This window comes from Halorubrum sp. SP3, assembly GCF_005435195.1.
Classification (GTDB): Archaea; Halobacteriota; Halobacteria; order Halobacteriales; family Haloferacaceae; genus Halorubrum; species Halorubrum sodomense.
On sequence record NZ_SGTU01000001.1, the window covers coordinates 15,189 to 27,970 of the forward strand.

The 12,782-nt window shown below is 69.3% G+C and carries 16 protein-coding genes; 8 read left to right on the forward strand and 8 right to left on the reverse strand.

Annotation, left to right across the window (positions count from 1 at the left end):
* Window positions 1-155 precede the first annotated feature (155 nt).
* Complete coding sequence (locus EXE42_RS00080; protein WP_137693383.1) at window positions 156-632, forward strand: 50S ribosomal protein L11; 477 nt, start codon at window positions 156-158, stop codon at window positions 630-632.
* Between the two features lie 53 nt (window positions 633-685).
* Here EXE42_RS00080 and EXE42_RS00085 read toward each other — a convergent pair whose 3' ends face one another.
* Window positions 686-1,417, reverse strand: a complete 732-nt coding sequence (locus EXE42_RS00085) for a DUF4013 domain-containing protein (RefSeq protein ID WP_137705664.1) — start codon at window positions 1,415-1,417, stop codon at window positions 686-688.
* Window positions 1,418-1,524: 107 nt separating this feature from the next.
* On the opposite strand from EXE42_RS00085, the gene EXE42_RS00090 reads away from it, so the two are divergent.
* Window positions 1,525-1,821, forward strand: a complete 297-nt coding sequence (locus tag EXE42_RS00090) for a transcriptional regulator (protein ID WP_092920118.1) — start codon at window positions 1,525-1,527, stop codon at window positions 1,819-1,821.
* Window positions 1,822-1,833: 12 nt separating this feature from the next.
* Here EXE42_RS00090 and EXE42_RS00095 read toward each other — a convergent pair whose 3' ends face one another.
* Window positions 1,834-2,289, reverse strand: coding sequence for a universal stress protein (locus EXE42_RS00095; protein ID WP_137705665.1), 456 nt, complete (start codon window positions 2,287-2,289; stop codon window positions 1,834-1,836).
* A 103-nt stretch (window positions 2,290-2,392) separates the two neighbouring features.
* Window positions 2,393-4,273, reverse strand: coding sequence for an ATP-binding protein (locus EXE42_RS00100; RefSeq protein ID WP_092920116.1), 1,881 nt, complete (start codon window positions 4,271-4,273; stop codon window positions 2,393-2,395).
* Between the two features lie 119 nt (window positions 4,274-4,392).
* Here EXE42_RS00100 and EXE42_RS00105 point away from each other — a divergent pair, with 119 nt between their 5' ends.
* Window positions 4,393-4,728, forward strand: a complete 336-nt coding sequence (locus tag EXE42_RS00105; protein WP_092920115.1) for a hypothetical protein — start codon at window positions 4,393-4,395, stop codon at window positions 4,726-4,728.
* A 91-nt stretch (window positions 4,729-4,819) separates the two neighbouring features.
* Entirely contained in the window at window positions 4,820-6,214 is a 1,395-nt protein-coding gene (locus EXE42_RS00110; RefSeq protein WP_137705666.1) for a M28 family peptidase, read from the forward strand.
* 223 nt (window positions 6,215-6,437) lie between these two features.
* On the opposite strand, the gene EXE42_RS00115 is transcribed toward EXE42_RS00110, so the two are convergent.
* The 4 genes from EXE42_RS00115 to EXE42_RS00130 form a co-directional block, all read right to left on the reverse strand.
* Window positions 6,438-6,812 (reverse strand): hypothetical protein, encoded by a 375-nt coding sequence (locus EXE42_RS00115; RefSeq protein WP_137693386.1) that lies wholly within the window; start codon window positions 6,810-6,812, stop codon window positions 6,438-6,440.
* Between the two features lie 295 nt (window positions 6,813-7,107).
* Complete coding sequence (locus EXE42_RS00120; protein ID WP_092920112.1) at window positions 7,108-7,299, reverse strand: hypothetical protein; 192 nt, start codon at window positions 7,297-7,299, stop codon at window positions 7,108-7,110.
* Window positions 7,300-7,347: 48 nt separating this feature from the next.
* A complete protein-coding gene (locus tag EXE42_RS00125) occupies window positions 7,348-8,088 on the reverse strand; it encodes a helix-turn-helix domain-containing protein (RefSeq protein ID WP_092920111.1) in 741 nt (246 codons plus the stop codon).
* Window positions 8,089-8,380: 292 nt separating this feature from the next.
* Complete coding sequence (locus tag EXE42_RS00130; RefSeq protein ID WP_137705667.1) at window positions 8,381-9,454, reverse strand: aldo/keto reductase; 1,074 nt, start codon at window positions 9,452-9,454, stop codon at window positions 8,381-8,383.
* Window positions 9,455-9,684: 230 nt separating this feature from the next.
* Here EXE42_RS00130 and EXE42_RS18450 point away from each other — a divergent pair, with 230 nt between their 5' ends.
* The gene (locus EXE42_RS18450; protein WP_158293682.1) at window positions 9,685-9,861 is read left to right on the forward strand and encodes a hypothetical protein; all 177 of its coding nucleotides are present in this window, start codon (window positions 9,685-9,687) and stop codon (window positions 9,859-9,861) included.
* 63 nt (window positions 9,862-9,924) lie between these two features.
* Window positions 9,925-10,827 carry an acyltransferase gene (locus EXE42_RS00135; RefSeq protein WP_137705668.1) on the forward strand — a complete coding sequence of 301 codons (903 nt, stop codon included), beginning with the start codon at window positions 9,925-9,927 and terminating at the stop codon, window positions 10,825-10,827.
* 34 nt (window positions 10,828-10,861) lie between these two features.
* Here the strand turns inward: EXE42_RS00135 and EXE42_RS00140 are convergent, their stop codons facing one another.
* A complete protein-coding gene (locus tag EXE42_RS00140) occupies window positions 10,862-11,518 on the reverse strand; it encodes a helix-turn-helix domain-containing protein (RefSeq protein WP_092920108.1) in 657 nt (218 codons plus the stop codon).
* Window positions 11,519-11,735: 217 nt separating this feature from the next.
* Here EXE42_RS00140 and EXE42_RS00145 point away from each other — a divergent pair, with 217 nt between their 5' ends.
* Window positions 11,736-11,915, forward strand: a complete 180-nt coding sequence (locus EXE42_RS00145; protein ID WP_092920107.1) for a hypothetical protein — start codon at window positions 11,736-11,738, stop codon at window positions 11,913-11,915.
* Between the two features lie 270 nt (window positions 11,916-12,185).
* Window positions 12,186-12,779, forward strand: coding sequence for a DJ-1/PfpI family protein (locus EXE42_RS00155; protein WP_092920106.1), 594 nt, complete (start codon window positions 12,186-12,188; stop codon window positions 12,777-12,779).
* The last annotated feature ends 3 nt before the right edge of the window (window positions 12,780-12,782 follow it).

The window sequence follows — 12,782 nt, forward strand, 5'->3', positions numbered from 1 at the left end:
GAATATCGAGATCCTTTATAAATCCGCACTGGATCTACGTAGCTCGTCGAAACGGTCGTTCACCGCCAGTTACGCGAGATGTAAGGTATGCGAACCGCTGACTCCCCCTACCCGAAAGAACAACCGTTAAAAGTCGGCGTCGGGTTCGTACGGACATGGCTGGAACTATCGAAGCGCTCGTCCCCGGCGGGCAGGCCACCCCCGGCCCGCCGCTCGGTCCCGAGCTCGGACCGACGCCGGTGGACGTTCAAGACGTCGTCGCGCAGATCAACGACGAGACCGCCGCGTTCGACGGCATGGAAGTGCCCGTCACCGTCGACTACGACGACGACGGCTCGTTCACCATCGAGGTCGGCGTGCCGCCCACCGCGGAGCTCATCAAGGACGAGGCCGGCTTCGAGACCGGCTCCGGCGAGCCCCAAGAGAACTTCGTCGCGGACATGTCCATCGAACAGGTGAAGACGGTCGCCGAGCAGAAGTCGAGCGACCTGCTCGCCTACGACACGAAGGCCGCCGCCAAGGAGGTCGGCGGCACCTGCGCCTCCCTCGGCGTCACCATCGAGGGCGAGGACGCCCGGACGTTCGACGACCGCGTCGACGCCGGCGAGTACGACGACGTCCTCGACGAGTAACGCTCCCGTCCGGCCCGTTTTCGCTTCTCTGCGCTGATTTTGACGCCGACCCGTTACACCGCGGGCCGTTCCGCGGACTCCGGCTCGGACGGTTCCGTCGCGACCGGCCGCACGTCGGTCCACGTCCAGCCGACGATCGCGGCCGCGGCGACGAGCGCGTAGAACTGGACGAACACGCCGGCGATCGTCCCGAGGATCGGAACCACGGAGAGGACGCCGATCGCGAGCGCGCCGGCGAGGACGACGACCGCCGCCGTGAGCCACCCGGTCGCGTACGCCCGCTTCGTGACGACGCCCCAGAGCGCCCCGACGGCGAACCCGTCACCGACCCGTCCCGACTCCGCCACCGCGGCGAGCGCCGCCGGCGTCACGTAGAGCCCGACGAGCGACAGCGCGAGGGCGACGGTCCCGGCGACGAGGACCAAGATTCCGACGGCGAAGGCGCCGAGGAACGCCCCCGCGCCGCCGTCGCTGCTCCCCGGTACCACGACGAACGCGCCGAGGCTCACGACCGCGGCGGTCGCGACGACCGCGAGCGGGAGCAGCGAGTAGACGAAGACGACGGCGAACGCCTTCAGGCCGTCGACGAACAGCTCTCCCCATTCCTCGAAGGCCGGCGGGGCGTCGTCGCCGTCGGCGGTGCGCCGCACGACGCGCGTGAGGTAGCCGAGGACCAGAACCGAGGGGATGACGAGCGGGCTCGCGAGCAGCAGGAGCCCGCCGATGACGGCGGTGATGACGGCGTCGTCGCCGTCGCGGAGATACGTGAGCGATGCGTCTAACATGGTGATTCTCACGGTCTACACGCGCCGTGAGGTATTAAAGTAGTACTACGTCGACGTGTCCGGCGGCGAGGCGACGCGTTATAGTGGCGTCCGCGCGACACGCCGGTATGCCCGACCTCAACCCCGTCGCCAAACGGATACACAACGCCCAGCCCCGCCCGGTACGGCTCGAGCTCGACTCCGGGGAGACCGGCGTCTTCGAGTTCTCGTCGACGGAGTTCTTTCAGCGGGAGTTCCGCGGCGAGGGCGTCCGGACCGACGCCGACCGCGACGCCGACTTCCGGCTGATCAGCTCGGAGGACTACGAGCGGGTCCTGCTCGGCCGCTCCGACCCCGACGAGGAGGGGTGGTCGATGGTCGGCGAGGTGGTCGCCGCCGAACGAGCCGAGCGGGCCGAGGAGTGATCGGCGCCTCCCTCACCGAACGACCGTGACGGGCACCTCGGCGCGGCGGACAACGCCCTCCGCGACGCTGCCGAGGAGGACCCGGGAGATTCCGGTTCGTCCCTGACTCGCCAGCACGACGTGGTCGAACGGTTTGCCGGGCTCGTCGCCGTCCTCGCCGACAGGCTTCTCGCCGCCCGCCACGGCGAGGATCGTCTTCGTCGGGCGCCCGACCTCCAGCCGCGTGTCGATCTCCTGATCGACCGCGTCGACCGCCTCGGAGAGAATCCGTTCGCCGCGCTGCTTGGCGCTCTTGTACCACTGGTCGGAGGCGCCCGGGAACCCCCCCTCGGCGCCCGTCGCCGAGTCCGCGGGGTTGATCACGTGGAGCGCCGTGAGGTCGGCGTCGGGCCACTCGCCGGCCGCGAACCGCAGCGCTTCGGCCGCCTCCTCCGACCCGTCGACCGCGACGAGGATGCGCTTGCTCATACGCGGCGGTTCGCCCGCTCCAGATAAAAAGGGCGGCGGCGACTCCGGCTCGGCGGTAATCCGGGGCGCGCCGCGTCGCGCAGAGGGGCGCGGATACGTCTCGTCAATCGTGCCGGGTCACGCACTCCGAGAGCCCGATCAGCTCGACCGGCTCGGAGTTGTCCGGCGAGTAGACGACCATCTGCCCCTTCTCCATGTACGGTACCTTCCCGGCGAGGTTCGTCGGGATGTTGACGCTCGAGATCGCGTCCTCGTCGCCGAGGTTCAAGACGATCTTCGTGTTTACCTGCTTGAACACCGACTCGGCCACGTCCTGCGGGTCCTGCGTGATCAGGAACAGGCCCAGCCGTTCCTTGCGGCCCTGCTTCGCGGCCTCGGTGAACTTCTGGACCACCTTCTGCGCCTGGACGTTGTCGGCGTCGGCGAGGAAGTTGTGGGCCTCGTCCATCCCGACGAGGAGCGGCGTCTCCTTGATCCGGTCGCTGTCCGGGTCGTTCGAGAGCTTGTCGTCGATGAGCAGCCCCGCGACCGCGAGGACGACGATCTCCTTCTGCCGGGAGGTCGGCAGGTGGTAGGTGGGGACGACCGAGAGCCCGCCGGGACGGACGAGCGTGTGGTCCAGCTCCGTGATCGGCTTCGCGTCCTGGTCGAACACGCCGCCCGGGACCCCGCGGACCCGGCGCTTGACGGCGTCGAAGGTCGCCTCGTGGACCCGACCGCTCTCGTGGAGCTCCTCTTTGAGCGCCGGGTCGTCGAGGTACGAGAGGAACTGGCTGTACGTCCCCGAGTCGCCGTAGCTGTCGAAGAAGCGGTTGAGCAGCGTCAGCAGCGCGGGGTACTGGTTGTCGTTGAGCCCGGAGCCCGCGACGAGCCACGGCATCTCCCGCGCCAGCGAGAAGGGTATCGTGAACTCGACGCGCTCGGCGCGGTGGCCCTCGCCGGGGTACGTCGCGTTCGCGACGCGGGGCACGAGGGCGACGGTGTCGTCGTGGCCGCCGTGGGCGATCCCCTCGCGCTCCAGCCGCCGGGCGAACGCGTCGTCGAGGTCGGGGTTGTCGTCGTGCATCTGCGCGTACTCGTCTTGCGGGTCGAACTGGACGACCGCCATCCGCGACTCGCGGCCGTCGCCCATCGGGTAGGTCCGGTCGGAATCGAGGTACTGCCGGAGGACGTTCTTCGAGGCGTGCGTCTTCCCCGATCCGGTGCCGCCGGCGACGAGCGTGTGCCGGAAGGCGAGCGGGTCGCCGTCGGCGTAGTCGTCCTTCACGCGGTAGTCGACCGTGGGGGGCTCCGCGGCGGTCCGCACCTTCTCGCCGCCGACCGAGAGGTGGCCGAGGAAGACGCCGTCGTCGGGGATCTTCAGCCCCGTCTTGATCTCGGCGTCGTCGGCCGCCTCCTCGACGACGGCGCCCGGCTTCGGAACTCGGTCCGTCATCCGGCGTTTCATCTCCTCGCCCTCGCCGTACACCACCGACATCGGCTCCAGGTCGGCGACGAACTTGTAGTCGCGCTCGGCGAACTCGTCGCGGCGCATCTGCCGACGGGCGTGGATCTCGGTCGCGTCGTCCGACTGGAACTCCTGCGCGTACTCCAGGCCCGTGATCCGACAGAACAGGCGCTCGCCGTCCGGGTACGGGATCAGGAGGTACTTGCCGAGCCGCACCGACTCGCGGTTGTCCGTCGTGACGAACGCCTTCAGCGACGTCTCCTCCTCGTCCTCGGCCACGCGGAGCCCCTGCGACACCGACACGACGCCGAGCCCCGCGTCGCTGCCGGCCGGCGTCGCCTCGTAAGCGGCGAAGGCGTCGTCCTCGGCGTCGTCGCGCGCGTCGGACCCGCCCGACGACGCGTCCGCCCCCGCGGTGGCTCCGGGCGCGTCGGCGGCGTCAGCGGCGCTTCCGCCGTCGGCCGCGGAGTCGACCTCGTCCGCGCGGCCGTCGGCGTCGTCGTCACCGTTGAATTCGGTGAAATCCTCCAGCGTCATGGCGGATCCACCGGTCGCCGGGCCGAAAGCGTTTGCCCTCGGGCGGCGACCGTGCGTGTCGCTCTCCCACCGCTCAGGCGTCACGGCGCCCTTATCCCGCTCGACCCCGTACCCGTGGCATGATACTCGTTCGCGGCAGCGGCGGCGGGACGGACCTCACCGGCACGGTGTTCGAGCGCGGCGAGGAGCCGCCCGCCTACAAGGGCGCGCCGGACGAGGACGCGCCGTACGTGTGGGTGTGCGACTCCTTCTACGAGGTCGAGAGCGGCGGCTCCCCGCTCGTCGTCGACGGCGAGGAGATCCGCGTCGCCTTCGAGGAGCCGATGCCCCGCGGGTTCGACACCCGCGACCAGGCGGTCGAGGCGGCCCGCGACCACGTCCGGACGCAGTTCGCCCGGATCGGCGTCGACCCCGACGAGGTCGAGGTCGAAGTGAGCGCTGCGGATCCGGCCTGACCCCGCGGCCGAAGACGCCGACGAGCCGAAGTGAGACGGTCGCCGCTCCGCTTCCCGCAACCCCTTTTCACCCGCGGCCCTACCACTTCGTATGACCGAGCTACCGGACCGCGTCGTGGGCGACGCGCGGACGAGCGACTTCGGGTGGGACCTCCTCACCGACCTGACCGACATCGGGAATCGCATGGCGGGATCGACCGGCGAGCGCCGCGGCGCCGAGCGCGTCGTCGAGGCGTTCGAGGAAGCCGGCCTGCGGAACGCCGGCCTCGACGAGTTCGAGATTCCCGGCTGGTGGCGCGGCGAGTCGTCGCTGTCGGTGTCGGGACCCGTCGAGCGGCACCACGAGAGCTCCCACGAGGTGATCGCGCTGCCCGGCACACCGAGCGGCGAGGTGACGGCCCCGCTCGTCGACGTGGGCGACGGCACCGACGAGGAGTTCGCGGCCGCGGAAGACGAGCTGGAGGGGGCGGTCGCGATGGCCTCCTCGCGCACGCCGGAGAGCCGCGACCGGTGGATCCACCGGATGGAGAAGTACGTCGCGGCCGCGGAGCGCGGCGCGGTCGGGTTCGTCTTCCGGAACCACATCGAGGGGGCGCTCCCGCCGACCGGCGAGATCGGCTACCACAACCGACCGGGCCCGATCCCTGCTGTCGGCGTCTCGAAGGAGGTCGGCGACCGGCTCTCGCGGCTGGCCGCGGCGGCCGAGGGCGGCGGCGACGGGTCGGGAGACGGCGCCGCGGACGGCGACCGCCCGACCGTCTCGCTCGACGTCGACTGCCGGAATGAGCCGACGACCTCGGTGAACGCGGTCGCGGAGGTCGGCCCGGACACCGACGAGGCGGTGTACCTCACCGCCCACGTGGACGCCCACGACGTGAGCGACGGCGCCAACGACAACGGTGCCGGGTCGGCGCTCGTCGCGGAGGTCGGGCGCCTGCTCGCGACGGTGGAGGACGACCTCGACACGCGGGTGCGCCTCGTCACCTTCGGCTCCGAGGAGATCGGGCTGTGGGGGGCGTATCACACCGCGGAGACGACGCCCGAGGAGGAGATCGCCTGCGTGGTCAACCTCGACGGCGCCTGTAGCTCCCGGAACCTCCGCGTGGGGACGAACGGGTTCGAGGAGATGCGCTCGACGTTCGAGGCGGTCGCGGACGCGTTCGACGCCCCGCTCGAAACGGGCGAGACGATCTCGCCGCACGGCGACCAGTGGGCGTTCGTTCAGGAGGGGATCCCGGCCGTGATGGCCTCGACGACGAGCGACCAGTCCGGCCGCGGCTGGGGTCATACCCACGCCGACACCCTCGACAAGCTCGACTCCCGTGACCTCCGCGAGATGGCGACGCTCGTCACGGCGGCCGTCTCCCGGTTCGCGACGGGGAGAGTCGAGGCCGAACACCGGTCGCGAGAGTCGATCCGCGACGCCATCGACGAGGGGTACGTCGAGGAGCTGAAGACGGGCGGGCGGTGGCCCTACGACGGGTGACGGCGGCGGAAGAGTCGGAGCGAGCGCGACCGGGACCGAGACGGAGATCGGATCGACGGCCGTGGCGAAGTCCTCGGTCGACGTTCGTGTTAGAGTCGTACTGAGTGTACGGAGCGTGTTCGGCGACTGAGATCTCGAAGGGCAGTTAGGCTCTACATCCGGCCGTCCGAACCTCCCGATACGGGCTGTCGGTCGTGTCCGGGAGTTAACTGTTCCCGCCGAACTACATCACTTTGGACGCCTTTCTGCCGACGGAGCCGTCGTCGTACTGAGCGATTTCGGCTAGTTCTGAACCCGCGTTAATCGAGTCCAATGCCTCGACGCACCGTAACCGGAGATCTTCGTCGTCCAGGTCGAAAGCGAGCTCCATTAGCTCTTCTTTCCCCCGAGCATACTCCAACTTGTCAATAGCCTCTCGGCGCACCCACCGTTCGCTGTGGTCGTACGCGATCTCGTCTAAGGCCGTCGCCGCGTTCTCAGTGCGGGCCAATTTGTCGATCGCGTCTCTCCTCTTCCCGTCATTCGAACTGTTGAACACTAAGTCCAGCATCTTTTCTTCACGATCGGTGTAACTCGGTCCACTGCTAAACAGTCCCATACCAGCACGGGTACGTTTTCGACTAATAAAAGTACCGTCCTAACAACTGTTTGAAATTACTCGGCAGTAGCGGACGCAGCGCATGCGCGGGTTCCGGCCCCGGAGCCGCGGTGACTTTCCGAACGGTCGGCGGAACGCTTCGGCCCGCCACGGCCCGGGGCGACAGCGCGCCTGCGGGGACAGTGTTTCCCCCGACAGTCAGCGGCTAATGCGTTGAGAGCATAACAGGGCGGCCGATCGATCCGTCGAGCCCGGCACGGCAGCTCACGGACGCCTGGCCCTCCCGCCGCTCGACTCACTCCTCGTCGGAGCCGTCGCAGACGCCGAGCGGGAGCGACTCGGGGGCGTCGCCGTCGGCGTCGAGGCCGGCGTACGCGTCGTCGATGAGCCGGGCGACCTGCGTCTCCGGGCTCACGCCGCGGGCGGCGGCGAGGGCCGCGAGGCGCTCGTACTGCTCGTCCGGCACGGAGACGGTTCCGTCGTCCATACGCGGCGCTCCGTCTCGAAGCTACAAAAACGTTGGTCTGAGCCGTATCTACGACGAATCAGACCGATCGGTCTCGCGGACGGCCCCGACCGGCTCGCCCTCGGCGAACCGGTCGAACAGCGCGTTCATCACCGCGGACTCGGCGCGTGAGAGGTGTTCCCACACCGTCGTCGTGCCGAGTCCGAGCTCGGCCGCCACCTCCTCGACGCCGACGCCGCCGCCGTGGTCGTAGTAGCCCGCGGCGATCGCGGTCGCGAGGACCTCCCGCTGCCTGTCGGTGAGCCCGTCGAGGAGGCCGGACGCGGGGAGCTGCGGGGAGCGCTCGATCGACGCGAGCTCCACGTTCCGGGCCAGCTCCACCTCGTTGCCGCCGCGTTCCAGCTCGCGCATCACCGCCGAGAGGTCGTCGGCGTCCTCCAGATACGCCGTCCAGCGCTCGACGCCCCCGGAGATGGTCGTTCCCGTCCGGTAGTGGATCCCCATCCGCGAGAAGCGCTCGCTGATTCCCTCCCAGTCGGCCGCCGAGACGTCGATCGTCAGGGCGACGTACGCGTGGGTCCCCTCGATCGGCGCCAGCGGCTCCGCGGACACGATCAGGTCGAACTCCCGGAACTCCTCGACGAACGCCTCGATCTCGGCCGGCGGCCCGGTGAGTTCGGCGATCCGCTTGCGCTCGGGCCCGCTCCCGGTCATCGACGAGACGGACCGGTAGCGCACCTCCGGGTGGCGAGCGCTCACCTCGCACTCCGGCTCCCCGGCGTGGTGGATCCGGAACGTCACCTCCCGCATAGGCGGACCCGAGGGCGTCGAGGTTCAAACGGGTTCCGGACCGGTCGCGAGCCATTTATATCCGCGACTGCGCAACGGTCGGCGTGGTGGCGATGACGAGTCGGTTACCCCCACCGAGCCCCTTGTGACGACGGGTTTCCACCGAGCCACCGTTTCCGTGCCCGCCAGCGGCGCGGCCGGGCCGGGGCGCGGTGAAAGTGGTTCTGCGCGGTCGCGGCCCGTCGCTGTCGTGCGGTTTCGAGGCGAAAGAAGCGGGTCAGTCCGGGTCGGCGAAAAGGGGACTCGTCGCCGCTCAGTACGAGGCCGCGCGCTTGTCGAGGCCGGCTGCCTCGATGTCCTCGCCGTCGACGGAGGTGCGGAGGACGTCCATCCCGTCGTCGCGGTCGACGTCGAAGTTGCGGGCGTACAGTTCGTCGAGGCGCTCGTACTCGGCGTCGGAGATCGGGGGCACCTCGCTCGCGGCGCTCCACTCGGCGATGTCGTCGCCGTCGCGGAACGTCGGCGTGACGGAGGCGACCTCGTCGTGCGCGAGCAGCCACCGGATCGCGGCCTGCGCCATCGTGCGCGTGCCCTCCGCGTGGTCCGGGTCCTCGAGGAAGCGGATCGCCTCCACCTTCTCCCAGCCCGTCTCGTACCACTCCTCCGGGCGGTGCGAGCGGTGGTCGCCGTCCCCGAGGACGGTGTCAGGCGTCACCTGCTCGTTGAGCAGGCCCGACGAGTGCGGGACGCGGGCGATGACGGATGTGTCCGAGCCGGACTCGCGGATCGAGTCGACGAAGTGGCGACCGGGCTCCTGCTCGAAGAGGTTGAAGACGGTCTGGACCGCGTCGAACTCCTCGTACTCGATCGCGGCGTCGCCCTCCGCGAGCCAGCCGATCGAGGGGCCGAGCGCCCAGCCGAGCGCGCCGACGCGACCGTCGGCCTTCCACTCGCTGAGGAGGTCGCGCACCTCGGGCGTCACCTCGTCGACGTCGGCGTTGTGGAGCTGGAGCACGTCGACGTAGTCGGTGTCGAGCCGGTCGAGCGAGGCCTCGAACGCCTCGGTGAGGTACTCGCGGTTCAGCTCCTTCGGGAGCTCGCCGTGGCCGGCCTGCGGGTTGTCGTAGAAGTCGTAGCCGACCTTCGTCGACAGCGTCACCTCGTCGCGGCGGCCGTCGATCGCTTTCCCGATGATCTCCTCGCTGTCGCCGTGGCCGTACACGTCGCCGGTGTCGACGTAGGTGACGCCGGCGTCGAGCGCCTCCTCGACCATCTCGACCGCCTGGTCGTCCGAGCGGTCGCCCCACCAGTCGGTGCCGACGACCCACGCGCCGAAGCCGACCTCCGAGACCTCGACGCCCGAGTTACCGAGTTCGCGGTGTTCCATACCGGTCGGTTGGCGGTCGGGACACTTATCGGGCGCGGTCGGTCCCGGGAGAGCGGAATCGACGGGGTTCCGACGACCGCGGTAGACCCCCCGCGACCGCGGCGGATTCCTGGCGACCGCGGCGGATTCCTAGCGACCGCGGCGGACCCCCCCGCGACCGTGGCAGAATGCGACACGGCGTCACGGCCCGGACCGTCGGATATTACTCCCTCGTCGCCAACCGTGGAGGCATGGACGACGCCCTCCGCCGTCGACTCGACGCGATCGTCGCCCTGCTCGCGGCGATCGCCGTCGTCTCGGTCACCGCCCTGCTGCTCTCGTTCGGTAGGGCCGCGATCGCCCCGGTCTTCACGGTCGCGTTCGTGGGCGTGCTCGTCGCCCTGTTCGTCGACGCCGAACTACACTGACCGGATCGGGCGCCGCGTTCGCACAACCGAATCCCTTTGAGGGACGGCGACGAAAGGGCGCCGATGACAAAGCGACACGTGTCCCTGCCGGACGGCGCCGAGGCCGGGGTCCGAGGGTTCATCGACGAGGTGAACGAGCGGCTCTCCTCGGACGAGGACACCTGCGAGGTCGTCCGCGACGTGCTGATCGACCTCCACGGCGACCGCGAGGCGTGGGAGGCGTGGCAGGACGGCGAGCCCGTGTCGCGCGCCGAGCGCGTCCGTCTCCAGGGGTACGACCCGTGTAACGCGACGCTGGAGTCGGAGTACTACGCCGAGAAGGACGAGGACCGGTTCCAGCGCTCGAAACACCTCCAGTGGCTCTGGCGGCAGTTCGACGCCACGCCGATGGCCGACAACGTCGAGTTCGCGCTCCGGTTCCGGCAGATGCTCGGGGACCACCTGTTCGCCGAGTGCGGAGAGAACTGCCGCTTCTTCAAGGGTATCTCCGTCACCTACGGCCACAACATCGAGGTCGGCGACAACGTCGTGATCCACGACGACGTCCACCTCGACGACCGCGGGAAGCTGACGATCGGCGACCGCGCGTCGGTCTCCGACGGCGTCCACCTCTACAGCCACGACCACGACATCGTCGACCAGACGGAGGTCCGGAACTTCCACACGATCGTCGAGGCCGACGCGCGCGTCACCTACGACGCGATGGTCCGAGCCGGCTGCCGAATCGGGGAGAACAGCGTCGTCGGCGCGCGCTCGGTGGTCCAGGGAGACGTTCCGGCCCACCACGTCGTCGTCGGCTCGCCCGCGCGCAGCGTCCGCGTGAAGCCCGGTTGGGAGGAGACCGCCGAGGAACTGGAGGACGGGCGGCTCCCCGACAACCAGGACGAGCGCGAGATCGAGTACGACCTCCCCGAGGACCTCGAACGGTTCGACGAGTTCGAGCGGGACCTCCGACCGCCGAACTGAGGGTCCGTCCGGCGGAAAACGGGTGTCGCGGCGGTCAACTCTCCTCCTCGTCGACCAACAGCGTGTTCCGTACCAGCGTGGCGATGCCGCGCCGGAGGCGTTCGGTCACGGCCTGGTCGGAGATGTCGAACGAGTCCGCGAGCTCCTGCGTGGATATCTCGCGCGGCAGCGAGTAGTACCCGGCGTCAACGGCGGCCGCGAGCGTCTCGCGCTGCGGGGACGTCAGCCCGTACCACGGACCGGCGTCGGGTTTCGTCGGGTTGTAGATTCGCGCGACCGACACCTCGATGTCCTCGTCGACGTAGTAGTCCTGAAACGCCGAGAGCGCCTCGTGGGTCGGGAAGCGGAGTTCGAACTCCCAGGCGTCGGCGGTGCCGGTCGCGCCGAGTACCACCGCGTCCAGGTCGAGGATCCGCCGCAGCAGCGAGGCCTCGGAGGGCTCCCAGTCCAACGCGTACAGCGTCTCGTCGTCGTGCGTGTTGACGAGTCGGATCTCGTCGACCGAGGGGTGGTCGCGGACGGTGCGCTCGAACGATTCCCGGGCGTCGTTCCGGATCCGGACGAACGGTGTCGGTCGCCCGCCGAGCGGCACCATCGTCTCGAGCGTGACCTCGGTCGGCGGTTCGACCCGGAGGATCTGTCCTAACTCGAACGCCGTAGATGGGACAGTTATCTCGACGATAACGCTCATCAGATACGTTCCCGTTCTGGCGCAACCGCGTTAAAGACTCGGTAGCGGTGCTCTGACGGCGCCGATAGTAACTTGGTGTACCATGCGTTCCGGTACTGTTATGCCGTGCGAAGCCGTGTCATATGTCGTTGAGACACGCGGCTGCGGTCCCTCGTCCGTGTGGTGGTAACTCCCACGATCCGGCGGCGTCGTATCGCAGTCGCGTGTGCTGCCCACCATGACAACCGACTTCACTTCAGACGACGAGATGTCGAGTCCAGAGGAGTTCGAGGCGGCTCTCGGTCAGGTGATTCTCACCGCCCTCGAAAACGGCATCGACCCCCGCGGGACCTGGGAGTACCGTACCAACGGGACGGATTCGGACGTGGAAGTGATGGTGGTCGAGCTGGCGGACTGACGCGCCGCGGGCCGGGCCGGTCGGCCTCCCGGTCGGCCGAACCATCGTCAACGCGCACGGCTGGGACGTCGTCGCGGCCGACGCGGGGAGCGGGAGAGCCCGGTTCGAAGTGACCGGCATCGAGTGCCTCGGCGGAGTGCGAGTCACCGATCCGCGCCGTCGCGCCTCCGCCGTCCGGCAAGCACGTCGCCCGCGAGATCGGGCGGTGTGTTACCAGTCGCCAGTACCGTTATTGGGTAGTAGCGCGTATCAACAGCCGGTGTTACACACATGACAGGACAGCGGATCCTGATGATCGTCGGCGACTTCGGGGAGGACTACGAGATAATGGTCCCGTTCCAGGCGCTCCAGGCGGTCGGCCACGAGGTCCACGCCGTCTGCCCGGAGCGGGAGAGCGGGGAGTCAGTCAAGACCGCGATCCACGACTTCCGCGGCGACCAGACGTACCTTGAGACGCGCGGCCACGACTTCGAGCTCACGCACGGCTTCGACGACGTCGACCCGGCCGACTACGACGCCCTCGTCGTCCCCGGCGGACGCGCCCCCGAGTACCTCCGCGGCTACGAGGAAGTGCTCGACGCGGTTCGGCACTTCTTCGAGGCCGACAAGCCGGTCGCGTCGATCTGTCACGGCCCGCAGATCCTCGCGGCCGCGGGCGTGCTCGACGGCTACGAGATGACGGCGTACCCCGCCGTCAGACCCGAGGTCGAGGCCGCCGGCTGTTCGTGGGTCGACGGCGTGACGACCGACGGCAACCTCGTCACCGGGCAGGCGTGGCCCGACCACCCCGAGTGGATCGCGGAGTTCCTCGACCTCCTCGGCACGGAGATAGACCACGAGGCGACGGCGGCGACCGCGGACTGACGC